Source organism: Rhizobiaceae bacterium, from assembly GCA_023953845.1.
Taxonomy (GTDB): Bacteria; Pseudomonadota; Alphaproteobacteria; order Rhizobiales; family Rhizobiaceae; genus Arvimicrobium.
Window position 1 is genome coordinate 3,931,226 of sequence record JAMLJC010000001.1, and the last position, 26,067, is coordinate 3,957,292.

A 26,067-nucleotide genomic window follows, 5' to 3' on the forward strand; every position below is an offset into this window, starting at 1 on the left:
CTTAATACAAAAGTGTCGACACTTTTCAAGCGTTTCCGCGCGACACGAACGACAATCATGGGTGTTCATTGAAGTGCCGGTTCAGAATGAGTTGTACGCGCGGGTTCGCGCGTGGAGGGCAGGCGATCCTGTGGCCGACTGGCGGCTGCTCCTCCTTCGCAAGCAGCGCGGTTCCGGCGAGCGATGAAGATCGGCCACATGACGGGCGACATTCGGTTCACGCGGCCAGCGCGTCTTTGCGCAACGCCGCCAGCATCTGGTCAAGGTCGGCGCAGGGATGACAGCCAAGTGCGGCGATATCGCTTGTCACATCCACCGGGAGGCCGGAATTGCTATCCTTGGGGATTTCGTTGAGCCGTCCGCCGACGAGCACCGGAAGGGCGACGCCCTGCGCCCTCATCGCGGACTGGACAGCCTTGACATAGGACAGGGCGACGCCGTTGTACGTGCTGATCGCGATGACATCCGCTCCCGCTTGGGCCGCATGAGCCACGAGCGTCTCCGGATCGACCGCCACGCCGGCATCGGAGATCGTCACGCCGAGCCCTTCCAGCGCCTGCTCGATCAGATATTTGCCGTGCTCGTGAACGTCGGTGGTGCCGACGCAGACCGTGAGGCGGCGCGGCGCGGCGAGCGGGCTCTGCGCGCCCACCCAATGCTCGGCCTTCTCGTTCAGCTCGCGCGCCCATTCCGCATGAATCAGCGGCTGGCGGCCGCGAGGAGTCTCGGCGCCCGGTCCGAACAGCGCCTCCATGCGCTTGGGTCCCATGCGGCGGATCGCGAGTAGCAGCGCGGCAGGGTCGGTCGTATCGACTCCTCGCTCCGCCAGCCCTTCCAGCACCGCCTTCGCAAAACGCTGCCCTCCCTCGACGAGGATGTCGGCCAGCGCCTCCACCTTGCTCCAGTCGAAGATGGAGTCGTAGTAGGGGGCGTGAAGCTTCAGGCGGTGCGCGAAGGTCTGCGCGTCGATGATCTCGTCGATATCCGGGATGCGCTGGTTCTCCGTCACCGGCACCGGATTGATCGCATGGCCCGCAGGCCAGCGGCCGAGCGACAGGATATCCGCGGTCAGATAGCTGGCGAGGCTCGCGTAGTTGCCGGCCGGGGTCGATTGATAGGCGACGGTGTTGCCGAAGATCATCGTGCCGGGCGTGTCGTTGACCCGCACCAGCGCTGCGTGGAAAGCGCTGCGCGACAGCGGATCGCTGAAATGGTGGCCGTAGCAATGCCCGACCCGGGCGCCGATCATGTCTTCGACAATGTGCTTTTCCACGATCACCATGCCAAGCGCGCAGGCCATGTCGATGAAAAGGCCGGCGAAACCGTCGTCGAGGTTTGAATGCACCAGAATCTCAACGTCCTGAGCGGCGATCAGCCCGAGCGCCGTGACCGTGGCTTCGGTGGTGGCGATTTCGTCGTCCCAATAGGGCAGGCGGAAGGTGAAATACTGGCCGAGATTGCCGACAGAGGTGGCGCCAGCGGCTATCGCCGCCCGGGTGTTCTCGACGGCGCCGGGAAGGCCCAGCATGAAATCCCCGAAATGCGCGGCGGCGGGAGCCGCATGCGTGATGCGGGCGAAATCTTCCGGCCCGGTCAGAACGATGCCGGTGCCGCGCGAGGCATTGGCCCGCATGGCTTCCGGATAGCCCATCGACCAGTCCAGCGTGATGCCGAACCGGTCGACCGTGATGCCGGCGTCGGCGCAGGTGCCATGCACGGTGCGGATTCCCTCGATCGTGCGGTTCACGTCCCGAAAGCCGATATGGGCGTGCTGCATGATCCGCTTCTCGGCGGACGCCTTGCGTTTCCACTCGGCTTCGCATCTCACCCCGTATTGCGTCATGAACGGGCTGCCGCCCACCCGCCATTCGCGCGCCATGGCGCGACCTTCCGCCAGAAGATCGGCGCCGGGGCGCAGGCGGGGACTGATCAGTTCGGGTGATTTGGGTTCAGCGAGCATCGTACACTCCGGCGATGAACTGGCGGACCAGGTTGGCGAAGGGTTCGGGGCGGGTCATCGGGTGGAAATGCGCGCCCGGAACAATGTGAAACTGCGCGTTCGGAATCGCGTCCGCAACGTCTTTCGTCAGGTATGGCGGAATGAGAATGTCGTCCCCGGCCGCGATCACCTGCGTCGGTACGCGGATTGCGGCCAGTGAATCGAGGCGGTCGTGGCGAAGCAGCATGCGCAGCCGGGCGGCAGCGACACCGACGGGCGCCAGCACGTCGCGTGCCGTGGCGACGATGGCATCGAGCCGGTCGGCATGGACATCGAGATAAGCCGGCTCGTAGGCGAATATATGGGTGAGGCGCTGGTAGGTCTCGACCAGACCTGCCTCCAGCAATTCGGCGCGCGCGCTGAACAGGGTGCGGAAGCGCATGTCGGCGCGCGCCCAGGAACCGCTGATCGTGCAGCTCAAAGCGGTCTCGGGATGATCCAGCGCCATGACCTGGACGATCGCGCCGCCGGTAGAATGTCCGACGAGATGCGCCGCGCCACCGGTCGCCGCGAGCAGGGCGGCGGCGTCGCCGGCGATCGTCTCGATGGATTGCGGCCCCTCTGGCCGGTCGCTGCGCCCGGCGCCGCGATGATCCATGACGATCAACCGGTGTGAGGGCTCCAACGCCTTGACGACCTCTGCGTAGAACCGCCCGTCGCCGCCGAGCCCCGGTATCAGCAGAATGCGCGGACCGTCCGAACCGAAAGTGTCATAGTGGATGTTGCATCCATCGGAAGCCGTGAACGCTGGCATCACATCTTCCCCATGTCCGCCAGCAGTTTCCGAAGCTGCGCGGCGATGCTGAGCCCCGTTATCGCGGACGTCTTCGGATTGTCCGCCAGCGGCGCATTCGCGAAGCGCAGGGATGCGGCGCCGGCCGAACTCGTGACGTCGATCTCGTGCGTGTTGCCGGGCGCGGCGGGATCGGCGACCACCCGCACCGCGAGGGGCGCCGGATGGGCCGCCAGCGCGATCGACATAGCGACGTTGAGGTTTTTTGGATAGCGCCTCGCAGCCTCTTCCGCCGAACCATCGAACAACACGATCTCGCCCGCCTTGCCGCCAAGGCCGCGCTCCGCGATTTCTTCCGCGAAGGCAGAAAGAGGCTTGCGCGAGGTGTAGCGGACGCGGCTGTCCGGCAGGTTGGCGATAGCGGCAAGGTAGTCCAGGCCGCCTACGGCACCGGAGGGGAGGATGAGTTTAGCCACCGGGGCCGCGCCGGTCTTCAGAAGCGCAGAACGCAGGGCGGGGTCCGCCAGAGCACCCACCGACGCGACGATGACCGGTATGCCGGCCTCCAGAACGGCCGGAACATGGGCCGACACCGCTGCCTGTCCCGCGACCTCGACGATCGCATCCGGGCGGGCATCGAGAAGACCCCGAAGGTCCATCGCGAAGTCGACATTGGATGGCGCCGGGCGCGTTTCACCTCCGCGCACGAGCGCCGTCCAGCGCAGATCTCCGGGCATGGAGGCGACGAGCTGACGCGCAAGCGCGCCAAAACCGATCAGGCCGACAGTCGCGCGTCCGCCGGGCGCCATCGATCAGCCGTCCTTCGTCGGGTCGAACTTGTCCTGCAGATCGGCGCCGAAAACGGTCTGGCGTTCGATTTCCAGCACATTCTCGGGCCGTGGAAAATTCGATGGCACCCTGTCGCCTGTCTTACGTGGCTTGCCAATAAGCCGGAAGAAATCCTCCAGCCCGTTGGGTACGATCAGCCACACCCAACGCAGCCGCGTCTCTCCGTCATTGATGAACATGTGCCGGACATTCCTCGGCAGGAAGATCGCGCTGTCCGGCCCGATCGGGTACTCCTTGCCGTCCACGACCGCGCGTCCGTGGCCCTCGATGACATAGACGGCCTCTTCGTTGCGGTCGTGTGTGTGTTCCCTGACATAGCCCCCCGGCGCGACCGACTGTATGCCCATGCCGAACGGATTTTCCATGCTGACGATGTGCGGCGCCAAGGCGACATCGATATAACCGTTCGCGGGAACCGGCTGCCAATAACTCTCCCGCGTTTCCGGTCCGGAAATATGCACGCCGGTGGGTGGAGAGAGCGTGGTCTTATCCATCATCCTTGTCCATATCTTGATGGCCGCGGGGCCGTTCGAGGCTTAGCGCCGATCGAAACGTAGCGCGGTAAAAGTGTCGACACAAGAGTAGACAGATTGGATGACACGCTTTTATAGTGCGTCAAAAGGCAGTTGAGGATGAAGATGGAAGCCTGTGATGTTCTGGTCATCGGCTCGGGTTCGGCCGCCTGTTCCGCGGCGTTGCGAACCGCGCGAGGCGGGCTCAGGGTCCTGGTGATCGAAAAGAGCGAATGGCTTGGCGGCACGTCGGCCATGTCGGGTTCCGGCGTCTGGATTCCGGCCAATCATCTCGCGGCCGCAGATGGCATCAGCGACACTCGCGAGGACGCCATCACCTATCTGCGCGCGATCGCGCCCGACGGGTGGCTCGAAAAGGAGGATGCGCGCTGGGTGTCGTTCGTCGAGAGCGCGCCGGACATGCTGAAATTCCTCTCGGACAACACGCCGCTGGAATTCCGCCTCGTCAACGAGCCCGACCCCTTTTCCGAGGCGCCCGGCGGCAAGGTCGTGGGTCGCATGGTCTCGCCGATGCCGCTCAGCCGCCGCATCCTTGGTCCGTTTGCGCGGCGTCTGCGGCGATCCACCTTGCCGCACAGTTTCACCTATCAGGAAGTCGTGGACCTCGATCTCTATCACCACCCGATTCGCGCCGGGCTGAAGATGTGGCCGAAGCTGCTGTACCGCTGGCTGACGAATTCGGGAGGGCAGGGCACCGCGCTGATGGCCGGCCTCATTCGCGGCTGCCTCGATGCCGGAGTTGCTTTCTGGCCGGAGACGCGCGCGATCCGGCTCGTGCGGGACGAACAGGATCGGATCACAGGCGCGGAGGTCGAGCGGCAGGGGCGCAGGCAGACGATCGCGGCGGCCAGGGGCGTCGTCATCGCTTCCGGCGGGTTCGAGTGGGACCCGGAGATGCGCGAGCGTCATTTCCCCGGTCCGCTCGACCGCATCGGAAGTCCGCGCAGCAATGAAGGCGACGGCCAGAAGCTTGCGGCGTCGGTCGGGGCGCAACTCGATCTGATGGATCAGGCGAATGTCTATCCCTGCCTGCCCACGCGCTATCAGGGCCGTCCGCATGGCTTGCCGATGACCTTTCAGGCCGAGCCGCATGCGATCGTGGTCAACCGGCATGGCAAGCGCTTCGTAAGCGAGAACGACTTCAATATCGGCGAGGCGCTCGACAAGAGAGGACCGGACGGCGCCTCGATCCACCTTCCGTGTTATCTCGTCGGCGACCACCGTTTCCTCGGCACCTCGCTGCCTTTCCGCTGGTATGCCTCATACGAGCCGAAATGGGTCAAGAAGGCCGGCACCGTCGCTGAACTCGCGGCGATGCTCGATCTGCCGGCCGCGAGCCTGCAGGAAACGATCGACCGCTGGAACAGCTTCTGCACGACCGGCCGGGACGAGGATTTTCGCCGGGGCGAAAGCGGCTGGGAAGACTATAAGGCGCATGGCCCGGAAAACCGCCTGAAGCCGATCGACAAGCCGCCCTATATCGGCATGAGCCTCAACCGCTCGATCCTCGGCACCAAGGGCGGTGCGCGCACCAATGAGAAGGGTCAGGTCCTGCGAGAGGACGGCTCCGTGATCGCCGGTCTCTATGCCGCCGGCCTGGCCATGGCGAACCCGTTCGGAACCCGCGCCGTCGGCGCCGGGACGACGCTTGGACCCAACATGACCTGGGGCTACATCGCCGCTGAAACCATCCTGCGTCAGAACCGCTGATCCCCGAGCGACGGTCGGCGCGCGACTTGGGTGATCAACAACGATGTGCGGCAACATCGCCGTTCGTTTTACCCGCCGTTTCGGAGAGTGCGGGCAGGCGGTCTTATGAGGCGGCGAATTTGACCGTCACGCCACGCTGGCGAAAATACGCCTGCATCAGCTTCCGGCCTCCGCGATTGCCCTGCGCCAGTTTGGCCGGATCGAATACGGCCTCCTTCACGCCCTCGCGCTTCATCGCTGCCTTGAGGGTGGCGATATGCGCGTCGAGATCGGCATTGTCCGCTTGGAGCGACGCATAAATGCTGTCGGTCGCCTCCGCCACGGTCGTTTCGCTCACGAATGTACTCCACTGGTTGTTTGGAGGGCGGGTAGCACGGATCGGGGTGGAGTCGGAAGCGGAGGGACTGATAATGGTGGAGGCGAATGAGCGGGGCGATTGATCCCCTAATATAGCGCAAGCCTCGCAGATTGGCTTCCGGATTGCAGTTTATCATCCGCCAGAAGGGGCCAGCAGCTACGCTTCGATCATTTGTCGAGGTTCGATTGGTGGCGAACCCGCGGTCGCCGCGCACCCTTCGAAGCGCTACCCGGATCGCATGGGTTTCTGACAGTATTCCGGTGCCGGGACGTTTCAGCGGCCTGAGGGAGTAAGGAGTTCGGCGTATTCAATCGAAACGAGCGGCAGTGGCGAGACTGGGATGAGCGGCGTTTCGCATTCTGTTGGTGCGGTTCTGCTTCACGATATTTCGAACCAGAGCACATCGTGAAATCAACTAAAGGTTGCATTTCGTGAATTATCTGTAGAAATATTCAACTAAAGCGGGCTGGAATGCACGCTGTAGTCGTGTTGTAATCCAAGTACATCTTGGGGTTTATATCGTGACGAACCGTGGCAAGCGTAGATATATAGACTTGGATATGGCTAGAGAAGTGCGTGCGATGCGTAAAAGTCTTAAACTTACACAGACGCAGCTCTCTGTCATTGTGAATGTTACTCCTCAACAGATCAGCAAATACGAATGCGGGAGAAGCAGGGTTCCTCTTGATTACTTTCGGGTACTGCAAGGCTTGCTGGGAAAGTCGCCCGCGCGGGGTTTCCATGAAGAGCCGGTCGCGTTCGGTGCGGCTGCAACCCTCCGTGAGGAATGCGCAAAGCTTGTTGCGCGCATGGCCGCTATAATGGCTGCAACGGCCGACTTTGACGAACGGCTCAGGCAGTTCAGCAAGACGATATAGCCTTCGAGATCTCTACTCCAAACGAATTCGGCCCGATCTTGCGACCGGGCCGAACTCTTAACTAACTGAATTATCTATCCAATCACGAGCACCCGCTCGTCGCACCGCAATAATATGAAGGGGTGAGGAAAAAACGTTATCAGGAACAGAGGGTTAGCACTCGGCATATACGCTTCAAGTATGCCGGGGCGTGGAAGAAGGTGTATCCGGCTCAGATCGGAAGAATCAGGAGGCGAACCCGTGGTGGCCACATCCACGGCGGGCATTGTCGGCAGTGACCGGCGGCGTTGGACGGAATGCTTACCCGAAGCATGTGCCTAACTGGTGACCGTCGGATCGGAACATCCGATCAACGACCCTCCAGCTACTGTAGAGGGCGACCGACAACGTGGGGATAGGGGATGGGCTGCCGCGATGTCGAAGATGCGAGCCCGCCCGCGCGTTCGACCACGCAGCGCATGACCACCCGAGTGGGTTGCTGGCCAGCGTATGGTGGAGCGCGGTGTACAGTCCGGCGGCATGCGCTGAAGCCGCCCGCGACGTTTCGTTGAGATCTCTGGTGCAGCGCCGGAACCGAATGTTGCGTCAGAGCGGGGAGGGATCCGACCCCGCATCTGTCAGTTCGAGTGGGGCCTACTGCGGGCGCGGTCGCTCTCGATCAGCCAGCACCCGGTGCAGTTCCCGGATGTCAGCCTCCAAGCGCTCACATTTCAATCGGAGCTCTGACAGCTCTCGGGACTGTTCGGCGAACTCCAGTTCGGCTTCTGCCCATCGCTGGCGAATCTTGTCGAGCTCGGTGTTGGCGTCGTCCGCTCTCTTGGAGACATGTCTTCGGATGCTGCCGTAACCGGTGATGGTGCCATCAACCGTCTCAGTCACCCATTTCCGCAACTCCGCTCGCAGCACCTCGTGGCGGGGCTTCGCGAGCAATGCTCGATCCAAACCCGCCCTTCTGAGAACCTCTTCGACAGACAGACGCCCGCCAGCGTGGGGGTAAACTCCGAAGTTGCGCGCGATTTCCTTGGCGATGGTCTTCTTTGCGCGATCGAGTTTTGAAACCGTCGTTTCGCGCTTCTTCTGGGCGGCCTTGCGGCCGTGCTCTGCAATGCTGGTTTGTTTGTCTCGTTTCGCTGACATGTCCGTACCGCGCTAGGAGTCGTCACCGGACCGGCGCCCATCCCATATGGCGCGTGCGACCGGGCTTTCGCCTATGACTTGGTTTCGGACGTCCGGCCAGCGCTTCAACTGGGCGAGGATTTGCCCGTCGAAGTACGCAACCTGGAGATCCGCTCCAGAATTAGAAGCGTGTTCGCGGTCATGTAGCAGTGCCCGCAGAGCGCGGAAGCAGTCGGCCTTGGCTCGCGCAAGCTCTAGCCGGTGATTGCAGTCGGTGTGGCAGTTGCCGGGATCAGGTGCACCGCTGCCACGTGTGCACGGACCAAATTGACCGAGCCCTTTCGTGCACAACACTCCATCGCGCACTAAAGGCCATAATCTTCCGTTGAAGGTGAGAATGGCGATCGCCTCAGACATTGTTTCAGCCCCCAACTCTTCCTGCCCTCGGCGCATCTTCAAGGCATTCAAGCCACGCCGGAGCGGTTCCGCCGCCGGCCCCCCGGCTTTGCCGACTTCCACATCTCCGATGGCCTCTTCAGCCAGCGCATATGCAATCTCCTCAGCTATTCTCTGGACCTCTTCGGCAATGGAAGGATTGGAGAGGATGTAGTGGAGCGTGATCTCGAGATCCCTGTGTCCAAAAAGGTCCATCAGGACCTGTGGGGCCGCTGCGACACACAAGGCGATGAGGCGCGCGATCGTGTGACGCCAGCGGTGAGCATGCGGTCGCTTTGTCCCCGAAAGAGCGGTAAGCCCCAGCTTCCTGATTGCCTCGACTATCGGCTCGGTTGAGTTTCTCAGAGGCGAGCCTGCGGGTTCCGCCCCATCCGTCAACAGCATCCACAGATGCGTGCCTTCTTCCGGACGAATGACCTTCGCGATCTGTTGCTGGATCTCCAAGGCTTTGATGGCGCGCGGATGTAGTGGCCAGTCTCGATATTTCCCACCTGGCGAAGGTTCGTACTTGAACGTGCGCGCGATAACGCGCTCGGGATCTTCAGAAGATACGGAGTTGTCATCGACGTCCAGGTTCTCGCTCGATCGCGCTCCATCGCAAAACGAAAGCGTGCAGAAGTTGAGCGCCTGAATTATGCCGACCATAACGCTTATAGTCGTGGCGTCGCGTGGTGGCCATGTGGCTGTGACCTCCTTCTGCCGACCGAACTTGACTTGCCAAGGAAGCTTTGTGACCGTGAGCCCGTCAGCATCCGTCCACGGGAATGTTGCGATGATTGCACGACGCTCCTCAATGGTTCGGGGATTGGAGGTAGTGCGACCCGATTGTGCGGCCGCGGCCGCGTGTTCCCTTAGCTGAGCCCAGCAATCGATAATCTGGGACGCGAGGTTGTCTTGAAGCCAGATTGCCCGACCCAGAACCGCTGTCACGAACTCATCTGAGAACGGCTCAGTCTGCAACTTCGGCTTCTTGGGCGTCGCTCGCACCCTCGCTTCTCCGCGACGCGTGGGCTCGCTCGGCGGGGTGGACCGAGGACGAGGAGGAGGGGCTTTCCGAATGTCAGGGAAATCCGACAGCAACCCCCGTTCCCCATACGCTGCCAAATCCCTGACTAGGGAGAGGATTCGACTTCTGTATTCCGCGGGTGCGGTCATCGCGATGACGGCACGCCATTCGTCCCTATTGAGATGTGTCCAAAGCCTGTCCTCTTCGTCGGGGAAGTTTTCGACGACGCACTGTGCGAGCTTTATCGACTGCCGAGCTCGTGTCAGCCAGGTTGATGGGCCTATGGTTCGAATCCCGGTCAGAGTTCGGCGCGGCAGGGACAATGCCAGCAGGGCTCTACAGAGACTTTCGTCTTGGGGGTGAAGTTCAGTGGTGTCGGAGTGCGTCCGGACCCTCGGCCTCACCCTTCTGAAACTTTCTCGCTGAGATACTCCTGCCGGGAGATAGCCGGCGGGCATGATCCAAGTTGGAGAGCAGAGGGGTATGCCGGGAAATATCTCTAGGCTGGCTAGGGCTGACCATGGCTTGGAACCAAGCCCTTCATAGTTCCCGATCTTCGACCAGATTCCTTCAGCCCAATTGAGGCCGAGCCCACGGCTGTTTCTTTTAGTAGGCGGGGTAGGTGTCATGAACATCAATCTCGCCGCGAAGAAAGCGGTTGATCCATACATCGACGGCTTCGCTGACACGCTCTGGAGCGAAGTGTTCCAACGTCTGATCCAGTGACGCAGCCTCCATTTCGAATGAAGACCCAAGCCAAGCCGTCAGCGGCATCGATCGCTGGATCATAAAAAGTTCCGCGCGCGCTCTGGTGAGGGGATCAAAGCTGTCCTCGAAGATGACCCCGTTGTAGCATCCCGTACATCGCTGCACCGCGCACAGCGCGCCTGAGACGTGACCAGGAGCAATTTCCGGGGGCGGATCTGTCGGATCGAGGCAACCCATGCCAAGCCGGGAGCGTTTGCGGTGATCGAACAGCCTGGCTTCCGTTCTCTCATCAATGTGGCCGCGGTCCACTAGTAGGCGAAGTCGTGTTCCGTCTAGTACGCGCCCTCCTTCGATCTCACTGAAAACGGCCTTCTGAAGTGCGCGGACTGCCTTTTCACTCTGCGCGCGATAGCGGCGTCGGCGGAGATAATGGACCAGTGTCCTATAGTCGGAATGCTGTGACGCAAGCTGCGCAATTAAGGCATTGTTGCCGCTCGTAATGTAAGCGTGACCTATCCAGGCGTCACGGGCGTCGCTCGTCGTGAGCTGGGCGAGGATCGGATGTTGGTCGCCAAGGGAGTGCTTCTCGCAGACTAACCGGGCAATCTCGTTCAAATGAGGTGAATCGCTGCCACCAAGTGCCCCGACTGCCCCAATTTTGTTGACGACATGGTAAAGCCATGGGCTCTTCACCAATGTCTCAAGCCGCTCGACTTCGGCTGCATTTTGATCGCTTCGGTCGCGTAGATGAGCCGCGCGTGCAAGCTCAAGATCTTTGGCGACAGTTCGCCGGAGAGATGCTGTTCGCTCAATCATATACTCGAGAATACGGAATGGATGCCACTCAGGCTTCCTGAGACACGGTATGAAAACGTGGCGCTCGGACCGATGTTTGAAGGCGTGAAGAACGCAGAATTCACTTCTATGCGCATGATCTTCTACCCACATTTCATGTTTGCTAACGTCCATCGCAGCGACTGTGGCGAGGTTCCAGCCTGTGCCGATGAGAAAAAGCCAGAAGAAGATTGCCGTATCTTGATAGCTTGGGTGAAACCATCTGAGTTTTCCGACAATCCCCTGTTGGCCGCGTGCACTCATTCCGGGAGCTAGATACGCTGGGCCATCGTGCTTCTGAGTGCGATTATTGTTCGCCTTGTTGAGTCCTCGTGCCTTGAAGAGGTAGAATTGCGATTTTGAGGGGATGTGGCCTTGAGTTAGATGTCGTGTTAGCCAGGCATGGTTTTCGGGACATTGCCACCCAGCACTATCGGGAGCGCGTGCTACGCCTCGCGGATCGCGGCCTAGGGCCGCCATGCGCTCGCCTTCACGGAACATCGCCTTGATCGACATCGCCTCCTTCTTCAACGCGGAATACAGCTTCTTGAACGCTTGAAGATCGATATCGTCCTTGTCACTCGGGCCGCGACGAGGGGGCGTTGGCCAGAACAAGGGCGTGCAACCAGCGATGATCCTTGCTAGGTCAACGAGGCTCTTAATTTGCTTGTATGTTCCCTGACCCCACCCTTGCTCTTCGACCCAGATTCCGAGCGCGCGCCCCATTCCGTCCTTCAAATCTCCGAACGATGTCACCGTGACCTCTGGATCGATTCTGTCCAGGAACCGCATCAGTTGTCTGCAGGAAGTCCGCATCGTTGACTGGACCACCGAGGTGGGAGTGGTGATCCGGAACACATCCGCGAGCTCCAGGGCGATCGTTCTCCGCCCCTGGAAATCCCCGGCCCATGACCATTTTGATTGCGCTCTCAGGTTATCCCCCCGGCCACCCAGATAAAACTCCGTCAGGTCGACCTCATACCGAACATCGTCTGGCGGATGGATCCAGAATTTCAGGTCAGCAAGGTCGAAGAGGTCGTCGAGCTGCGAAGAGATCATCTCTAGTTGCCTTCCATTTCTGCAGCGAGGAAATTGTGCCATCCGGTGGCGGCTGAGGCCGCGCCCGATGCGGTCACGAGCCAGCGCAGGTAGAGCTCCGTCGTGCTGTCATCTGCATGCCCCAACTGCTTCCTGAGCGTTTTCAGGTGCCATGCGCCGCGCGAGTTGATCCAATCTGCACCCATGTCAGACAAAGCTCGGCCGGCCATCTTTGCGTCGCGCTCTGTTGCGTAAAGAATGGAGAAGCAGGCATAGGTGTGCCGACCATGGTGGGTGGTCCAGTGTTCTGGACGGGGCTCCACTTTATGAAAGCAGTCGTAAAGCCGGGCTTCCGAGACCGGGATGCCTTCGTGATCTCTCGCCGTCGAAAGAAACAGCTTGTCGGAAGGGGCCTCCCGTGTCCGGGTGTGATAAAGGTAGCGGAGGCGCATACGCGGGCCGTCGATCCAGCGGCGGATCTCAAGGAGAAAAGGTATCGCTGCCTGAATTGTTCGAGGCCTGGACCCCTTCGTTTTGGTCAGGTTTACGGGCGCCATCAGTTGGCCGGCTCTGGCCAAGGCGTCTAAAGTGTGCAGAGCCGGAATCTGGTCTTCCGTCATCGCAACCGTTTCGGCCAGCCGGGTTCCACATTCCAATACGAACCGGCAGGCGAGGTACTTTCCGTACCCCTTTTTCAGCCGGACCTGCTTCAACCACCCGGCCACAGTCTTTGGTTGTGGGAGATGTGTTATGGCGATGATATCGCGGCTGTACGAAGTCTTGCGTCGCCCAATACGCGACAGCATGACATCGTCGCTTACTCCTCCGTGTGCGGCGCCCCGGCCCCGGACCTTGTATTTTACGTCCAGTGGGGCCCGCAGACCCACCTTCCCAGCCCAAGTGAGGAAGCGCGTCACCTCATCAGCGCGTTGGTTGGCTGTGTCGGCTTCCAGCGGTCTTCCGCTTGGAGACCATCTCCCCAACGCCATGTCATTTTGGAACCTCAGAACACCCTTGTAGTTCAGCGTTTTCCATTCGAGCCGGTGGTCGAGACACCAGTCACTAAATATCGAGAGCTGTCGACCGATGTTGTCGAGTGTCGTTCCGCAGGGATAGTCAGCTGCGTATAAGTCATCAGGATCACTAAATACCTCTGACAGGGCGCGAGAACGGAGGTATCTGTTTAGTTCGCGACAGTAACGTCCGTTCTTATCAAAAAGAACAGGTACAGTCGAAACATCATAAAATCCCAGTGATTGTAATTTGTTTTCATTCGGGTAGAACAACTTCGCCATCTGCGATTCCAAAACAAGTCGGGATGCACCCGCGAGCTTTCGTTCCTCAGGTACTTTGGGATGCGCAGGTCTGCTTTTCGACGTGGATCTTTCTGGCAGTCTTGCACGACCTTTGCGTCAGCCACGCAAGTAATTCCCTAGATGGTGCTGGCAAAGATGGGAATAGGTGAGAGAATTTGTCGTTCTTCTCTTGACTTCGTCATCCGCAACCGTCGGTTTGCGGTGAATTTTCACTAAAGCTCCGTCCTGGAATGGTGGACGAAAGTGTGCCGGGCAGTGAATCCTTCAGCGCATCTCAACCGCATGATTCATATGGTCGATTCGGCGCGGGCCCATCTCCTTGCGTAAGGAGGCTGGGCAGTTGGCCAAGGAAACGTCCGCTAGCGGAGTCCTTCACGGGTCGCGGAGCACTTTACGGGGTGCTCTAGCGTTACAGAACTCGATGACGGCTGAGCCGGCACAGTCAGCGGTTGGGTGCACAACTTCTGATGGAGCGCTGTCCACAGATAAGGCACTTTTCCACAACGCGGCTGGCATATGGTCGGTGTGAAAAAGCTGCTGGGCATGAAGCGGTAGCATATCGACGCGTCCAGAAGGCGACTTCTGGTTCGCGGGCCGGTCGCGGCAGTTCGGACGGTCTTGATGCGCTCGATGAACTCGAAGCCTGGGCTTATCCCGGCCACCAGCAGCCCCGTCGATGCAACGTGGGAATTGCCGCTCGGTTGCGTTTCCTTCGTCATGCTCGAAGGCGTCGACATCCGTGACATGCGCCGCAAGCGGTCGGACGTTCTCGTCGCGTGCCACGTCGGCAACGGCACGAAACTCAAGGCCCTTCGCGAGATGCATGACGCCGACGAGCGCCTTGTCCTTGTCGTTCCGGCTGTCTGTCACAGTCAGGGACGTTAGGATGGTCGTCTTCGACTTCATGGAACGACGTCGCGGAAGCGAAACGGGCAAGTAGCCCGTGGCGCTGGTCGGCCTAACGGAACGTCGCGAGAAAGCTGGTCGGTGTAAGCGCAACATGGCTCTCCAGCGGCGGATTGAGCTCGAACGCCTTCGGCTCTCGGGAGAAGTTCCAGAGCCGAAGGAGACACCAGTCAGTTCGCCGCTGCTCCGACACGGCGAGCTCGTTGCCCGAGATGTGGAAGGGCGTTCGCTCCCAGCCGTTGGTCGTCTTCACCTCGATCAGACGCTCACGCCCGTCTGGGAGGAACGAGGCGATGTCGAAGCCAGCGCCGTCGCCATCTACATCCGAGACCCACCGGACACGCTCGGCCAGATCACCTCGGCCAGATTGGCTCAGGGTGTGCCGTTCATGTCGGACCACAAGCTCCTCACCGCGGCGACCGAGCGCCCGGTTCCGCTCGTCGCGCTCCGCCACGTCATACCGTCTGGCGACGGCCAAGGTTTGTTGCAACTCGGTCGGATCGGGGTGGTTCGAAAGCGTCGGCGCGGGCCCGATCCACAGCGAAGGCGGCTCGTCCATTTCGCTCGCGGAACCCGAAGCGCCAGCCGGCGGGCGCACTAGCCAATCCGGGTGCGTGTCCAGCCAGTCGACGACGGCTGACTCGAGCGCTCGCTGGTAGTTGAAGGCGGGCTTGTAGCCATCGATCCAGGTTTCGCCCAAGCCCTTCAGGATCGCGCTAATGTTCTGGTGCTTGTATTCGATGGATCCCCGGCCGCGTCCGGTCAGGCTCTGCAGCGCCCGGTTCCGCTCCGCCTTGCTGAACGGCTTCCCCGCGAGCACCAGCGCCAGCATGCCGAAGTAGTCGGCGACGATCGCCGCGTTTTCCTGATCTGACCATTCGCCACCCGCCATGCGCGCGACCCTACAGGGGCCGGGCCGTTTCGGGAACTCCTGTCCGCGCGTGCGCAGCCCGTTTCGAGAGTGCGTGCGCGCGGTTAGCAGCTCCAACCGAGGATTTTGACTCGACGTCCGAACCAGAACGAAATAGGAACATTATCCGCAACGGAAATGGTGAGCGCGATGTCCAAGGCGGACGTTGCAGCGCTGCGTTCGACGATCGCAGCGCTCGAGGCCGGCCGCCGGCAGGTAAAGGAGGTCCTGCCGTTCGGGCTGAACGAGGTCGACGGGAAGCTCCCGGGCGGCGGGCTCTCGCTTGGAGCGCTGCATGAAGTGGCGGGTGGCGGAAACGGTGCAGTGGATGGCGCCGCGGCGGCCCTGTTCGCGGCGGGAATCGCGGCGAGAACGAGCGGACGAATTCTATGGTGCCTCACGAGACCCGACCTGTTTGCCCCGGCCATCGCCCAGGCGGGGCTCTCTCCGGATCGCGTGATCTACGTCGAGGCCGGAGACGAGAAGGCGGTGCTGGCGTGTATGGAGGAAGGCCTGCGCCACGGCGGTTTGGGCTGCGTCGTCGCAGAGGTCGCCCATCTATCGATGACCGCTTCACGCCGTCTGCAACTCGCCGCGGAGGGATCGAGCACGATGGGTCTCGCTATCCGGCGGTGGCGGCGCCAGTCGGAGGCATCGGATTTCGGGCAGCCGACGGCAGCGTCCACCCGGTGGCGCGTATCGGTCCTGCCGTCACGCCCGTTGCCCGTGCCCGGGGTCGGTCGCCATCGCTGGCTGGTCGAGCTGATCCGGGCGCGCGCGGGCGAGAGCGCCGACTTCGAACTGGAAGCCTGCGATGACCAGGGTCGTCTCGGTCTTCCTTCCCAGGTGGAGCATCGATCGGCACAGACGGGCCTCGGTCGGCGCTACGCAGCCGGATAGCGCGCCGCTCGTTTTGGCAGGCTCGGATGGCCGCAGGAGGATCGTCATAGCTGCCGATGACGTGGCGATGCGACAAGGACTCCGCTCCGGCATGCCGCTGGCCAAGGCGCAGGTTCTGGTACCGGGTCTGCAGATCGAGGATGCCGACCCGGCGGGAGATATCGACGCACTTGAGCGGTTGGCATTCTGGGCGCTGCGATACTCGCCCGTCGTCGCCGCAGACGCGCCGGACGGCATCGTCCTCGACATCGAGGGCGCAGCGCACCTGCTGGGCAGCGACGAAGGTCTCGCGCGGGACCTTCATGAGCGCCTCGGCGCTGCGGGCTACACTTGCCAGATCGGGATCGCCAACACATGGGGCGCCGCGCATGCGCTGGCCCGCTTCGGACAAGACCCCATCAGCATCGTCCAAAGCATTCCGCCCAAACGAGTGCTTGCTCCGATGCCGATTGCAGCACTCAGGCTCGAAGCGGCGCTGGTCGCCGAGCTGCGGTCCTTAGGATTCGAGCAAGTCGCCGACCTGCTGTCACAGCCACGGGCGCCGCTGACGCTGAGGTTCGGACCGCAGATCTGGCGGCGGATCGACCAGGCGTTGGGGTCGGTGCCGGAACCGATCGATCCAGTGCGCCCGGCCGACATGATCGAGGTGCGGCGCGCCTTCGCGGAACCGATCGGCGCAGCCGAAACCATCAAGCGATACATTGCGCAGCTCGTCGAACAGCTCTGCTCGCGGCTGGAGGAACGCGGCCAAGGGGCGCGTCGCCTAGACCTCGTCTGTCATCGCGTCGATGCCCAGCAGCAGCCCGTTCGGATCGGGATGGCCGTCGCCACCCGAGACCAAAAGCGGCTCGTGCGAATGCTTTCCGACAAGTTGGCAGAGATCGAGCCAGGCTTCGGCATCGAGCTGATGGCACTGGCGTGCACCTGGACGCAGGCCATGGAGCCGTCCCAAGGTCTCTCGTCCCTGATCGATCCCTCCGCGCCGGACGTGTCCGACCTCGTCGACATCCTCGCAAACCGCGTGGGCGAGGACCGTCTCTACCGCATGGCGCCAGTGCCTAGCGACGTGCCCGAACGGAGCGTTGAAAGGATTCCCGCGCTTTCGCCCGATCGGGAATCCTCGTGGGCAAGCAACTGGCCACGCCCAGCTCGCCTGCTGGCACGTCCGGAACCGATCGAGACAGTGGCGCTGCTCCCTGATCACCCTCCGGCCTTCTTCACCTGGCGCGGCGTTCGCCGACGCGTGAGGCGGGCGGACGGTCCCGAACGGGTCTTCGGCGAATGGTGGACGCGAGACGCCGAGCTGTCCGCCGTGCGCGACTATTTCCGGGTGGAGGACGAGGCTGGCGAGCGCTACTGGGTCTATCGCGCCGGCGACGGCGAAGACCCCCAGACCGGATCGCACCGTTGGTTCCTGCATGGCATCTTCGGCTGAAGCGGCGGACGGAACCGGAACGCGCCGATCCGCCTTTGCTGACCATGTCCAGGCGCCCCTCATATCTTGACTTCGACAAATCCCGTTACGCGTGGAAGCCGGATATCGACTACCGCGCCCATCCAGAACTCTACCGCATCGGGCGCGGTGAGCAGGGCGTGCTGATCTGTCAGCCCTACAAGGACGAACTCGCGCCGTTGTGGCGGTTCAAGACGCCGAACGAGGCGGAGAAGAGCGGCGCCGCGATCGAGGCCAAATTCATGGCCTACCTCGACGCTGGCGATTTCGTCGGCGCCGATCTGGCTCGAAAGTTCCTGCAGATGGGCTACACCCGTGCCCGTCGCTACGCCAACTATCGCGGCGGCCGGAAATATGCCGGCGATGACCATCACGAACTCCCCCGCGGCACAGGCGACCCCGAGAAGGCGAGGTCCGCCGAAATCTTTCGTGCGAGATGGAAGGCGGCCGAGGCAAACGAAGACTACGCCGCGCGGAAGAAGGACTGGAAGGAGCGGCTCGGTTGAAGGCAGCGGTGCCGGACGCCATGTGAGCGCCATGCCGCGATTGCCGAAACCGAAACCGCCGACCAGGCTCATCCAGGAGTGGCCCCTGTCACCTGCGGCAACGATGGGATCGGCCGTGCGTGCGAAAGGAATCCTGCTCGAGGTGCGCGCGCATCTCCCCTTCCCGGAGCGCAAACTCCTGCACGTCGAGTCCGGCGCTCTTGTACTGCGCGTGCCGGAGGATGACACCGACAATCATGAGGCCACCGCGGAAGCGGTGACCCGCAAGCTTGCGGACATCGAGGACCTGCCGGTGATCCCGCGCGAGGTGGAGGACATTCTATCGATCAAGCAAGCCGAACGCCATCGTTGGTTGAAGGATGGGCGGCTTGAGAGTGCAGGCACCCGCACGGTCAAGCTACGTGGCCGGGCGCGGAAAATTACCTTCCACGTCTTCGACCCGCGCCACATAGAGGACGTCCTCGACCGCGATCTCCCGGAGGTCTGGCGCGAGGAAGACAAGCTCACTGCTGCGGAGAACAGACGGCGGGGCGCGCAGAAGGCAGCACTGCGCAAGGCGGGCAAACTCGCGAGTGGAAACGCCACCGGACGCGACGCCGCAAGGGACGATGCGGCACCAAATCTGAAGGGTTGGGATGACTTCGACCTAGACGGACTGCTCCGCTGATTCCCTGCGTTCATTAAGGTCGGTGGTCAGCTTTCGACTCCATTGTTGCCGTTTGGGATGCGTCCGTCGTCGCCGGAAACCTACCGTACATTTAGTTCTCGTCGAACGGCAAAGTCAGGGCCGCAATTCGACGGGCCGCTTTGGGCGGCATCGGCAAAGGCCGCCCGTTCCGTTGCCATTCGCCGAGCCATCGAGCGCGCGGCCGCAGCTCTCCTCAAAAGAGGCAAGTCGGAGACGGCCGAGCGGCGCGTCCGAGAATGCGTGCGTCGAGCTTTCGCTCCGCGCACGCTTCTCATCAGTCAACTTTTCAGCAGCCCGGTCTGTAGGCATCCGGACGACATAGCTCAAGCCCTGACGCTCGGCGTAGCCGATGGCCAATTCCAAGGTCGGAGCTCGACTTGTGTCAGCGTATCGCCGCTGCCGATGTACGCCATCCGCGGTTCGACGAAGGGTGCGGTGCGGCGCTTGAACGTCAGCCGCCAGGCAGATCCGGTCCTTGCAGAAGTCGTGACGGAGCAGCAGGGCCGCCAAATCCGCGCCACGGCGTCTTCCGGAAAGACCGATCGCCCGAACGACAATGCCCGTGATGAAGCAGGCCAGTTGTCATGGCCGGGGCTGACACAGGTCATTCTTTCATAGAGCGCGTTGTTCCTGTGCAGCGTCTCCATCGTTCATCCCTCCCTGAAGAGGTGAAGGACACGGCCGGAGGCGGGTCTTGGTCCCGCCTCCGGCTGGTTTGGCCGGATCAGCTCTTGCCGTTGATGGCGATGCGCTTGGCTTGCGCTTGCGCACGCTCGGTCTTGGGTAAGGCGACGGTCAGCACGCCGTTCTTGAAATTGGCGCTCACCTCGTCATCCTCGACCTCGACGCCGAGCGGGATGCGGCGCTTGAAGCGACCGTAAAAGCGCTCCGAGAACTGACGGTCCTTGTCTTCAGTCTCGGACCGCTTCTCGCCCTTCAGCGTCAGCACGCCGTCTTCGAGCAGCACTTCTATGTCTTTCTCATCAAGGCCAGGAACCTCGGCCGTGACGCGGATCTCCTTCTCGCCATCGGAGACTTCCACGTTCGGCCAGCCTCCGCCGCCGAATGAGGAGAACCTGCCGAGGGCCGGCAGGCGGCTGTCGAAACCGCGGAAGACATCGTCGAACAGCCGGTTCACCTCGCGGTGCAGCGACAGGAACGGGTCGCGGTCATCGTCGCGGAAGACGCTCGGAAGCTGGTTGCCGTTGTTGCGGCCCAAGGGGTTCAGATCACGTACGCTCATCGGTTTTCTCCTTTCATGTCTTCATGATCTGCCTTTCAGCAAAGCTCCGCCGCGAGCCGGACGCGAACGTCCGGCTCTTGGGAGCGTCATGGTGGATTGCTTCAGGCGGCCTGCTTTTCGGCCTCGATCTGGCGCTGCGCGACCTTTGGCGTGGCCGCAGCGCTGCCGATCTGGATCCGGCGCGGCTTCATCTCTTCGGGAATCTCTCGCTTGAGCTCGATCGTCAGCAGGCCGTTCTCCAGCCCAGCGCCAGTGACCTTCACATGGTCGGCCAACTGGAAGCGGCGTTCGAACGCGCGACCGGCGATGCCACGATGCAGATACTCGGCCTTGTCTTCGTTCTTCTTCTCGCCGGTCACCAGAAGCATATTCTGCTCCTGCGTCATGGACAGCTCGTCCTGGCTGAAGCCGGCCACCGCCATGGTTATGCGGTAGTCGTCCTCGCCGGTCCTGGCGATATCGTAAGGGGGCCAGTTGTCGATCGTCGTTGTCGCCCTGCTCGCGTTCTCGAGAAGGTCGAAGACTCGATCGAAGCCGACGCTCGACCGATAGAGCGGGGAAAAGTCGAATGCTGTTCTCATAGCCATATCCTCCATTGAGCAACATGAGTACGAGGAGCGCCAAGAAGCCGGCGCTCCCTGACCATGCCGGTCCTGTTCAGCGACCGGCTCCATTGAGCTAGGAATCGTTTTTTCTAGCGTCAAGACCCTCACGAAACCAAAATTTTCGTCGAAACGCCGAACGGAATTGCAGCGTTCCAGACGTCACCTACTCAGAATCGGTCGCAAATATTGGGACGCTGGACGATGGCGATTACACGCAAAGAAATCGTATCCATTCTTTGTTGGGGACCGGTGCATCGGCTGAGGAACTCAGGGAGGCCTGGGGCTGGCTCCACAACGGACGAGGCTCTGATGGGGCGGGGCGCCCGCTGCCCCGGAACCCAAGTGGGCAGGCTGATCGGTATGCTGGAACCGGATGAGGACGAAGCGTAGCGCACCGTCGGACCCGCGTCTTGAACTCGGGCCGCAAGCTGGACCATGTCGTTTCCGGAAGGAGCGCTCGCCCCTTCCGGTTGCTTCTTCGAAAAGACGATCAGAACCGCTGGGGGAAGTGATGAAGGACGTCGCGTTTTCGGAACCCGTCATCCTGCATTTGCCTGGCATCGGCGACCGCAAGGTTGCGACCAGCTTCGAAGCGATCGAATGCCTTCAGAACGAATGGCCGCAATGGGCGAGAGGCAGGAACTGGCGCAGCGCGCGGTCGGCTTGTCGCGATGCGCTCGACGGATGGTGTGGCGCGAAGTCGGCCCGGCGGAGCTTCGTCAAGGCCGCCGATCGGGCGGGGCTGTTGCCCTGCCGGCGGCGGTCGAGCGCCACAGCGGGCGCGAGCCGGCATCCGGCGATGCAAGGCTCGCAGCCTGCACCTCTCAGTGTATGGCAATGATCCCGTCCACCGCCTTCCACTCGGACGGACGGATCAGGCGATGGTGGGCGACGCGCACAGAGTGCAGCGCGCCCTCCAGTGTTTCCTTCCAGTAGCCGAGGAAGCCGCGCAGTTCGGGAAAGTCCGGTGCCAGGTCATATTCCTGCCAGATATAAAGCTGCAGCAGGCTCGGATGGTCAGGCATGTGGTAGTGGATCTCTGCGGTCGTCAGTCCAAAACCCTCCATCTGCATCCGGAATTCCCTGCTCAAGCTCGCTGCCATTCTCCACCTTTCCTCTTGCTCGCTGCCTAGGCATCCAGCCGCTGCTGCTCTGAACCGCGTTCGCCTACGGCTCCGTTCGAACGCTTGGCATCGATGCGGTCGAGTTGCCGTAGCGCGTCCATGACTGCATCGAAGGGGATTGGCTGCCGGGCACCCGGCGGTTGCCTCAGCGCCGGCATGGATTCGACCGCGCAAGCGTCCGAGGCCCAGGATGAGAGGATTGCGCGCTTTTCGCGAACATCCAACGTTCCGTCACGTAGTACGTCGTCGGGATGCTTGTAGTGACGCGCCGGCGACAGCAGCCGGTCGAGCGCGAGGTCATCGGATTCGGGTGCCAGTGAAGGGATGATCGTCGAAAAATCGGTTCGGCCCATCGATATCCTCCTTCCGGTTTGCCGTTCCAAAAGCTCCGTTTCGATCTCAATTCGAGAAGTCATGCATATCGCATGGCGCTCCTTAGATTATGCTCGATCACGGACAAATTTCAAGCCCGCCGGACGAGCCGAACCCCCAAATAGCCGCATGTTTTCATGATGCTAGCACTCGGCAGGATCGAGTGACAAAAATTTTAGTGGCACCTCTTGAAATGGCGAAATCGCAAAACCAACTCGAAATGCGCGCGATGCCTGCTGAAGGGTCGCCGCGCCCCGCACCGGCCCGATATTGCCGGTCCGGTGTGGAGGAACATCAAAATCTGTTTGTCCTGAAGGAGAACGAAATGGCGTTCCGTCCATTGCACGACCGTATCCTGGTCCGCCGTATCGAAGCCGACGAAAAGACGGCTGGCGGCATCATCATCCCTGACACCGCGAAGGAGAAACCGCAGGAAGGCGAGGTCATCGCCGTCGGTCCCGGAGCGCGTGACGAGAGCGGCAAGCTCATCGAACTCGACGTGAAGGTCGGCGACCGCATCCTGTTCGGTAAATGGTCCGGCACCGAGATCAAGCTGAACGGTGAGGATTTCCTCATCATGAAGGAAAGCGATGTGATGGGCGTGATCGACCAGAGCGTCGCGTTCAAGAAGGCCGCGTGAACCGGGCCCAGAAGAAACCAACCAGTCAACGAAAGCTGCCTAGATTTGAAGGAGTGATCCCATGGCTGCCAAGGAAGTCAAATTCCACACCGAGGCCCGCGAGAAGATGCTGCGAGGCGTCGACATCCTCGCGAATGCGGTGAAGGTCACGCTCGGCCCCAAGGGCCGCAATGTCGTGATCGACAAATCGTTCGGCGCCCCGCGCATCACCAAGGACGGTGTCACCGTCGCCAAGGAGATCGAGCTTGAGGACAAGTTCGAGAACATGGGCGCCCAGATGGTGCGCGAGGTCGCCTCGAAGACAAATGACCTTGCCGGTGACGGCACCACCACGGCGACCGTTCTCGCCCAGGCCATCGTCAGGGAAGGCGCCAAGGCGGTGGCCTCGGGCATGAACCCGATGGACCTGAAGCGCGGCATCGACAAGGCGGTCGATGCGGTCGTCGCGGAGCTCAAGGCCAATGCCCGCAAGGTGACCCAGAACGGCGAGATCGCCCAGGTCGGCACCATCTCGGCCAATGGCGACGCCGAGATCGGCCGCTTCCTGGCCGAAGCCATGGAGAAGGTCGGCAACGAGGGCGTCATCACCGTGGAGGAAGCCAAGACCGCGGAGACGGAGCTCGAGGTTGTCGAGGGCATGCAGTTCGACCGCGGTTATCTCTCGCCCTACTTCATCACCAACCAGGACAAGATGCGGGTCGAACTGGAAGAGCCGTACGTGCTCATTCACGAGAAGAAGCTCGGCAATCTGCAGGCCATGCTGCCCGTTCTGGAAGCGGTGGTGCAGTCGGGCAAGCCTCTGCTGATCATCGCCGAGGATGTCGAGGGCGAAGCGCTCGCTACGCTGGTCGTCAACAAGCTTCGCGGCGGCCTCAAGGTCGCGGCCGTCAAGGCTCCGGGCTTCGGCGACCGCCGCAAGGCCATGCTGGAGGATATCGCCATCCTGACTGGCGGCACCGCGATCAGCGAGGATCTCGGCATCAAGCTGGAGAACGTGACGCTGCAGATGCTGGGCCGCGCCAAGAAGGTGGTGATTGAAAAGGAGAACACCACCATCGTCGACGGTGTCGGCCGCAAGGAGGAGATCGAGGGCCGCATCGCCCAGATCAAGGCGCAGATCGAGGAGACCACGTCGGACTACGACCGCGAGAAGCTTCAGGAGCGGCTGGCCAAGCTCGCCGGCGGCGTCGCGGTGATCCGAGTCGGCGGCTCGACCGAGGTCGAGGTCAAGGAGCGCAAGGACCGCGTCGACGACGCGCTGCACGCCACGCGGGCAGCAGTCGAAGAAGGCATCCTGCCTGGTGGCGGCGTCGCCCTTCTGAGGGCTGCGAAGGCGTTGGACAATGTCCAGACCGACAATGCCGATCAGAGGACCGGCGTCGAGATCGTGCGGCGGGCCATCGAGACGCCGGCCCGCCAGATCGCCGAAAATGCCGGGGCTGAAGGCTCGATCATCGTCGGCAAGCTGCGCGAGAAGGCCGACTTTGCTTGGGGCTGGAACGCCCAGACGAACGAGTTCGGCGATCTCTACAGCCAAGGCGTCATCGACCCGGCCAAGGTCGTCCGCACCGCGCTGCAGGATGCGGCCTCAGTCGCCGGCCTGCTCGTCACCACCGAGGCCATGGTCGCCGAAAAGCCGAAGAAGGAGGCCGCCCCGGCAATGCCCGCGGGCGCCGGCATGGACTTCTGAGGCAGCCGAGGATCGCCCGCGCCCCTCGTCGGGCGCGGGCTCCATCCGAATATTCGAGGCTGATATGAACGCGCTACCGAGCATCGGAACCCTTGCGTCACCGACGATCGGCGCGCTTCTGCCAACCATGCAGAGCCTGCTGATCGTCTGGTTGCAGATCTCCGGTCCGTACCTGCGCCGAACTTCGACCCGGCCTTTTCCAGCAAGAAGCCCGCGCTCGCACGCGATGCGCAGATTATCCTTCCGCAGGATCCTTCCAGATAATCCACCTCGCGTGATGCACAGCAGCGTCCGAGACGTCCGTTCGCTCCGAATCCCATCTCCGCGCCACCGCTCGCATCACGTCAGCCTGACTTGAAAGGGTCAAGCCATGCCTCACATCCGCTTTGAAGAACCCGTGATACTCCTGGTCGGAATGGGTTTGCCCGTTCGCATTGAGACCGTGATGGAAGCCTATGCGCTTCTTCAGGACTTGCCCGCCGCCAGCCGGAACGGCGCGCATGCCGTCGCGCTCAACGCCTGCAAGGCCGGCATCGCCGGCGGGATCGATGCCGAGACCGTGCGGGCGACATTCGTCGCCTTCGCGCGCCGACATGACATTCTTGTCCCCGATGCCGCCTCGCTCCCGCTATCAAATGGTGTCCGACCAATCCTGTCGGCCAACAGCGGCATGTTTTAGCAGACAACTCCCGGAGAATAGGCTCGCTACGCATGCCGCACGGCAATGCCTGTAAGTCCGAACACGCGTCACTTAATACCTTCTGAGGAGGCGGTGCCGACAGCTCGGCCGGCCTCCGGGAGAAAGCGGGACGATGTCCGTTTGCGGGAGGGGCAGCGTCAAATTGATCGTCCGCTTAGGGCGCGCCTTGATGCTGAGCCCGTTGAAAGGCAGCTTTCGCAGCATAGTAGCCCGAAACCTGCCAGTCCGTTTCCCACCCCTAAGACGCCGGTTCTAGGAGAGCTACACGGCAAGCTCTCGCCGCGACGCCGTGGCCAGGTCGGATATCAGTTCATCGGGGATAGGTTTCGCTGGTGAGAACGTGACACCAGTCTTCGATGCGTTGAGGCCTGCCGCAGCTATCTTGTCGCGATGACCGGCAATAGCACCTTTCGGAACGTAAAGACCGCACTGTTTGCTGAACGCACCGTAGCCCGCGATGATCCTTCCCCCGAAACTGAAACCAGGCATCCCGTACTGAATGACTTCTTCAGCGTCCGGAAGAGCACGCTTCAGCTCCCTGCGAACGTGCGCAAGTTGTGATCGGAGAGCTTCAGGGGCAGCGGCGATGTAGGCATCGTGGTCAAGAAACTCGGCCATGCCTGATCATCCGCGAAGAGACGGGATTTCACAAGCCGAGCAGTGTCTGATTTGGCAGAGATGCCCTCGGACCAGGCGTTCCGCTTCCCACCCCCTTCCGACCATGGCTAGTCCCGGGGGGTCGACACCGCGCAAGGAACAAATTAAGAACATCCTCCTGTTTGCCAGGGTGCACTGC

Annotated in this window: 26 protein-coding genes; 11 read left to right on the forward strand and 15 right to left on the reverse strand. The window is 61.9% G+C overall.

The genetic code is table 11. The annotated features are described in order from the left end of the window. Positions 1 to 217: 217 nt before the first annotated feature. The 4 genes from M9955_19395 to M9955_19410 are packed head-to-tail and all read right to left on the reverse strand — an operon-like array spanning position 218 to position 4,075. Positions 218 to 1,960 (reverse strand): cobalamin-dependent protein, encoded by a 1,743-nt coding sequence (locus M9955_19395; protein MCO5083808.1) that lies wholly within the window; start codon positions 1,958 to 1,960, stop codon positions 218 to 220. Continuing rightward, on the reverse strand, positions 1,950 to 2,753 hold the full coding sequence (locus M9955_19400; GenBank protein ID MCO5083809.1) for an alpha/beta hydrolase: 804 nt from the start codon (positions 2,751 to 2,753) through the stop codon (positions 1,950 to 1,952). Before M9955_19400 ends, M9955_19395 begins: the two co-directional genes overlap by 11 nt. Further along, on the reverse strand, positions 2,753 to 3,541 hold the full coding sequence (locus M9955_19405) for a DUF108 domain-containing protein (GenBank protein ID MCO5083810.1): 789 nt from the start codon (positions 3,539 to 3,541) through the stop codon (positions 2,753 to 2,755). Before M9955_19405 ends, M9955_19400 begins: the two co-directional genes overlap by 1 nt. Positions 3,542 to 3,544: 3 nt before the next feature. Further along, a complete protein-coding gene (locus M9955_19410; GenBank protein MCO5083811.1) occupies positions 3,545 to 4,075 on the reverse strand; it encodes a cupin domain-containing protein in 531 nt (176 codons plus the stop codon). Positions 4,076 to 4,219: 144 nt separating this feature from the next. Here M9955_19410 and M9955_19415 point away from each other — a divergent pair, with 144 nt between their 5' ends. Continuing rightward, on the forward strand, positions 4,220 to 5,824 hold the full coding sequence (locus M9955_19415; GenBank protein ID MCO5083812.1) for an FAD-dependent oxidoreductase: 1,605 nt from the start codon (positions 4,220 to 4,222) through the stop codon (positions 5,822 to 5,824). A gap of 103 nt (positions 5,825 to 5,927) precedes the next feature. Here M9955_19415 and M9955_19420 read toward each other — a convergent pair whose 3' ends face one another. From M9955_19420 to M9955_19440, 5 genes are all read right to left on the reverse strand, one after another. Then, positions 5,928 to 6,161: a hypothetical protein gene (locus M9955_19420; GenBank protein ID MCO5083813.1), complete on the reverse strand. Its 234-nt coding sequence runs from the start codon at positions 6,159 to 6,161 to the stop codon at positions 5,928 to 5,930. 1,532 nt (positions 6,162 to 7,693) lie between these two features. Then, complete coding sequence (locus M9955_19425) at positions 7,694 to 8,197, reverse strand: hypothetical protein (protein MCO5083814.1); 504 nt, start codon at positions 8,195 to 8,197, stop codon at positions 7,694 to 7,696. Between the two features lie 12 nt (positions 8,198 to 8,209). Continuing rightward, the gene (locus M9955_19430; GenBank protein ID MCO5083815.1) at positions 8,210 to 9,592 is read right to left on the reverse strand and encodes a hypothetical protein; all 1,383 of its coding nucleotides are present in this window, start codon (positions 9,590 to 9,592) and stop codon (positions 8,210 to 8,212) included. A 652-nt stretch (positions 9,593 to 10,244) separates the two neighbouring features. After that, positions 10,245 to 12,239: a hypothetical protein gene (locus tag M9955_19435; GenBank protein ID MCO5083816.1), complete on the reverse strand. Its 1,995-nt coding sequence runs from the start codon at positions 12,237 to 12,239 to the stop codon at positions 10,245 to 10,247. A gap of 2 nt (positions 12,240 to 12,241) precedes the next feature. Beyond that, on the reverse strand, positions 12,242 to 13,513 hold the full coding sequence (locus tag M9955_19440; GenBank protein MCO5083817.1) for a site-specific integrase: 1,272 nt from the start codon (positions 13,511 to 13,513) through the stop codon (positions 12,242 to 12,244). 651 nt (positions 13,514 to 14,164) lie between these two features. Between M9955_19440 and M9955_19445 the strand changes: the two genes are divergently transcribed. Then, positions 14,165 to 14,419 (forward strand): hypothetical protein, encoded by a 255-nt coding sequence (locus M9955_19445; protein MCO5083818.1) that lies wholly within the window; start codon positions 14,165 to 14,167, stop codon positions 14,417 to 14,419. A 73-nt stretch (positions 14,420 to 14,492) separates the two neighbouring features. On the opposite strand, the gene M9955_19450 is transcribed toward M9955_19445, so the two are convergent. Beyond that, positions 14,493 to 15,332 (reverse strand): DUF3883 domain-containing protein, encoded by an 840-nt coding sequence (locus M9955_19450; GenBank protein MCO5083819.1) that lies wholly within the window; start codon positions 15,330 to 15,332, stop codon positions 14,493 to 14,495. A gap of 168 nt (positions 15,333 to 15,500) precedes the next feature. Between M9955_19450 and M9955_19455 the strand changes: the two genes are divergently transcribed. The 5 genes from M9955_19455 (at position 15,501) to M9955_19475 (ending at position 19,515) form a co-directional block, all read left to right on the forward strand. Next, positions 15,501 to 16,250: a damage-inducible protein gene (locus M9955_19455; GenBank protein ID MCO5083820.1), complete on the forward strand. Its 750-nt coding sequence runs from the start codon at positions 15,501 to 15,503 to the stop codon at positions 16,248 to 16,250. Then, entirely contained in the window at positions 16,165 to 17,685 is a 1,521-nt protein-coding gene (locus M9955_19460) for a DNA polymerase Y family protein (GenBank protein MCO5083821.1), read from the forward strand. The genes M9955_19455 and M9955_19460 overlap by 86 nt, the downstream gene beginning before the upstream one ends. Then, positions 17,658 to 18,209 carry a DUF4385 domain-containing protein gene (locus M9955_19465; GenBank protein ID MCO5083822.1) on the forward strand — a complete coding sequence of 184 codons (552 nt, stop codon included), beginning with the start codon at positions 17,658 to 17,660 and terminating at the stop codon, positions 18,207 to 18,209. Before M9955_19460 ends, M9955_19465 begins: the two co-directional genes overlap by 28 nt. Positions 18,210 to 18,240: 31 nt before the next feature. Beyond that, complete coding sequence (locus M9955_19470) at positions 18,241 to 18,876, forward strand: hypothetical protein (GenBank protein ID MCO5083823.1); 636 nt, start codon at positions 18,241 to 18,243, stop codon at positions 18,874 to 18,876. A 423-nt stretch (positions 18,877 to 19,299) separates the two neighbouring features. After that, a complete protein-coding gene (locus M9955_19475) occupies positions 19,300 to 19,515 on the forward strand; it encodes a hypothetical protein (GenBank protein ID MCO5083824.1) in 216 nt (71 codons plus the stop codon). A 106-nt stretch (positions 19,516 to 19,621) separates the two neighbouring features. Here the strand turns inward: M9955_19475 and M9955_19480 are convergent, their stop codons facing one another. Together M9955_19480 and M9955_19485 are read right to left on the reverse strand one after the other, a co-directional pair. After that, positions 19,622 to 20,140 (reverse strand): Hsp20/alpha crystallin family protein, encoded by a 519-nt coding sequence (locus M9955_19480; protein ID MCO5083825.1) that lies wholly within the window; start codon positions 20,138 to 20,140, stop codon positions 19,622 to 19,624. 101 nt (positions 20,141 to 20,241) lie between these two features. Beyond that, positions 20,242 to 20,721: an Hsp20 family protein gene (locus M9955_19485; GenBank protein ID MCO5083826.1), complete on the reverse strand. Its 480-nt coding sequence runs from the start codon at positions 20,719 to 20,721 to the stop codon at positions 20,242 to 20,244. 535 nt (positions 20,722 to 21,256) lie between these two features. On the opposite strand from M9955_19485, the gene M9955_19490 reads away from it, so the two are divergent. Next, entirely contained in the window at positions 21,257 to 21,586 is a 330-nt protein-coding gene (locus M9955_19490) for a DUF982 domain-containing protein (GenBank protein MCO5083827.1), read from the forward strand. Here M9955_19490 and M9955_19495 read toward each other — a convergent pair. Then, complete coding sequence (locus M9955_19495; GenBank protein MCO5083828.1) at positions 21,570 to 21,848, reverse strand: usg protein; 279 nt, start codon at positions 21,846 to 21,848, stop codon at positions 21,570 to 21,572. The genes M9955_19490 and M9955_19495 overlap by 17 nt on opposite strands. A 26-nt stretch (positions 21,849 to 21,874) precedes the next feature. Next, the gene (locus tag M9955_19500) at positions 21,875 to 22,222 is read right to left on the reverse strand and encodes a hypothetical protein (GenBank protein MCO5083829.1); all 348 of its coding nucleotides are present in this window, start codon (positions 22,220 to 22,222) and stop codon (positions 21,875 to 21,877) included. 344 nt (positions 22,223 to 22,566) lie between these two features. Here M9955_19500 and groES point away from each other — a divergent pair, with 344 nt between their 5' ends. From groES to M9955_19515, 3 genes are all read left to right on the forward strand, one after another. Beyond that, the gene (groES, locus tag M9955_19505; protein ID MCO5083830.1) at positions 22,567 to 22,881 is read left to right on the forward strand and encodes a co-chaperone GroES; all 315 of its coding nucleotides are present in this window, start codon (positions 22,567 to 22,569) and stop codon (positions 22,879 to 22,881) included. A 61-nt stretch (positions 22,882 to 22,942) separates the two neighbouring features. Continuing rightward, positions 22,943 to 24,571: a chaperonin GroEL gene (gene groL / locus M9955_19510; protein ID MCO5083831.1), complete on the forward strand. Its 1,629-nt coding sequence runs from the start codon at positions 22,943 to 22,945 to the stop codon at positions 24,569 to 24,571. 370 nt (positions 24,572 to 24,941) lie between these two features. Beyond that, positions 24,942 to 25,250: a DUF982 domain-containing protein gene (locus M9955_19515; protein MCO5083832.1), complete on the forward strand. Its 309-nt coding sequence runs from the start codon at positions 24,942 to 24,944 to the stop codon at positions 25,248 to 25,250. A gap of 282 nt (positions 25,251 to 25,532) precedes the next feature. Here the strand turns inward: M9955_19515 and M9955_19520 are convergent, their stop codons facing one another. Beyond that, positions 25,533 to 25,889 (reverse strand): DUF1801 domain-containing protein, encoded by a 357-nt coding sequence (locus tag M9955_19520; GenBank protein ID MCO5083833.1) that lies wholly within the window; start codon positions 25,887 to 25,889, stop codon positions 25,533 to 25,535. Positions 25,890 to 26,067 lie beyond the last annotated feature (178 nt).

What these genes read in the sequence shown, in the direction of transcription:
- M9955_19515 (MCO5083832.1), top strand. Translation starts at nt 24,942, where the DNA reads ATGCCTCACATCCGCTTTGAAGAACCCGTGATACTCCTGGTCGGAATG.
- groL (MCO5083831.1), top strand. Translation starts at nt 22,943, where the DNA reads ATGGCTGCCAAGGAAGTCAAATTCCACACCGAGGCCCGCGAGAAGATG.
- M9955_19435 (MCO5083816.1), bottom strand. Translation starts at nt 12,239, where the DNA reads ATGATCTCTTCGCAGCTCGACGACCTCTTCGACCTTGCTGACCTGAAA.
- M9955_19475 (MCO5083824.1), top strand. Translation starts at nt 19,300, where the DNA reads ATGTACGCCATCCGCGGTTCGACGAAGGGTGCGGTGCGGCGCTTGAAC.
- M9955_19445 (MCO5083818.1), top strand. Translation starts at nt 14,165, where the DNA reads ATGAACTCGAAGCCTGGGCTTATCCCGGCCACCAGCAGCCCCGTCGAT.
- M9955_19485 (MCO5083826.1), bottom strand. Translation starts at nt 20,721, where the DNA reads ATGAGAACAGCATTCGACTTTTCCCCGCTCTATCGGTCGAGCGTCGGC.
- M9955_19480 (MCO5083825.1), bottom strand. Translation starts at nt 20,140, where the DNA reads ATGAGCGTACGTGATCTGAACCCCTTGGGCCGCAACAACGGCAACCAG.
- M9955_19470 (MCO5083823.1), top strand. Translation starts at nt 18,241, where the DNA reads ATGCCGCGATTGCCGAAACCGAAACCGCCGACCAGGCTCATCCAGGAG.
- M9955_19495 (MCO5083828.1), bottom strand. Translation starts at nt 21,848, where the DNA reads ATGGCAGCGAGCTTGAGCAGGGAATTCCGGATGCAGATGGAGGGTTTT.
- M9955_19400 (MCO5083809.1), bottom strand. Translation starts at nt 2,753, where the DNA reads ATGCCAGCGTTCACGGCTTCCGATGGATGCAACATCCACTATGACACT.
- M9955_19405 (MCO5083810.1), bottom strand. Translation starts at nt 3,541, where the DNA reads ATGGCGCCCGGCGGACGCGCGACTGTCGGCCTGATCGGTTTTGGCGCG.
- M9955_19410 (MCO5083811.1), bottom strand. Translation starts at nt 4,075, where the DNA reads ATGGATAAGACCACGCTCTCTCCACCCACCGGCGTGCATATTTCCGGA.
- M9955_19415 (MCO5083812.1), top strand. Translation starts at nt 4,220, where the DNA reads ATGGAAGCCTGTGATGTTCTGGTCATCGGCTCGGGTTCGGCCGCCTGT.
- M9955_19460 (MCO5083821.1), top strand. Translation starts at nt 16,165, where the DNA reads ATGACCAGGGTCGTCTCGGTCTTCCTTCCCAGGTGGAGCATCGATCGG.
- M9955_19455 (MCO5083820.1), top strand. Translation starts at nt 15,501, where the DNA reads ATGTCCAAGGCGGACGTTGCAGCGCTGCGTTCGACGATCGCAGCGCTC.
- M9955_19490 (MCO5083827.1), top strand. Translation starts at nt 21,257, where the DNA reads ATGAAGGACGTCGCGTTTTCGGAACCCGTCATCCTGCATTTGCCTGGC.
- M9955_19450 (MCO5083819.1), bottom strand. Translation starts at nt 15,332, where the DNA reads ATGGCGGGTGGCGAATGGTCAGATCAGGAAAACGCGGCGATCGTCGCC.
- M9955_19425 (MCO5083814.1), bottom strand. Translation starts at nt 8,197, where the DNA reads ATGTCAGCGAAACGAGACAAACAAACCAGCATTGCAGAGCACGGCCGC.
- groES (MCO5083830.1), top strand. Translation starts at nt 22,567, where the DNA reads ATGGCGTTCCGTCCATTGCACGACCGTATCCTGGTCCGCCGTATCGAA.
- M9955_19520 (MCO5083833.1), bottom strand. Translation starts at nt 25,889, where the DNA reads ATGGCCGAGTTTCTTGACCACGATGCCTACATCGCCGCTGCCCCTGAA.
- M9955_19440 (MCO5083817.1), bottom strand. Translation starts at nt 13,513, where the DNA reads ATGGCGAAGTTGTTCTACCCGAATGAAAACAAATTACAATCACTGGGA.
- M9955_19500 (MCO5083829.1), bottom strand. Translation starts at nt 22,222, where the DNA reads ATGGGCCGAACCGATTTTTCGACGATCATCCCTTCACTGGCACCCGAA.
- M9955_19395 (MCO5083808.1), bottom strand. Translation starts at nt 1,960, where the DNA reads ATGCTCGCTGAACCCAAATCACCCGAACTGATCAGTCCCCGCCTGCGC.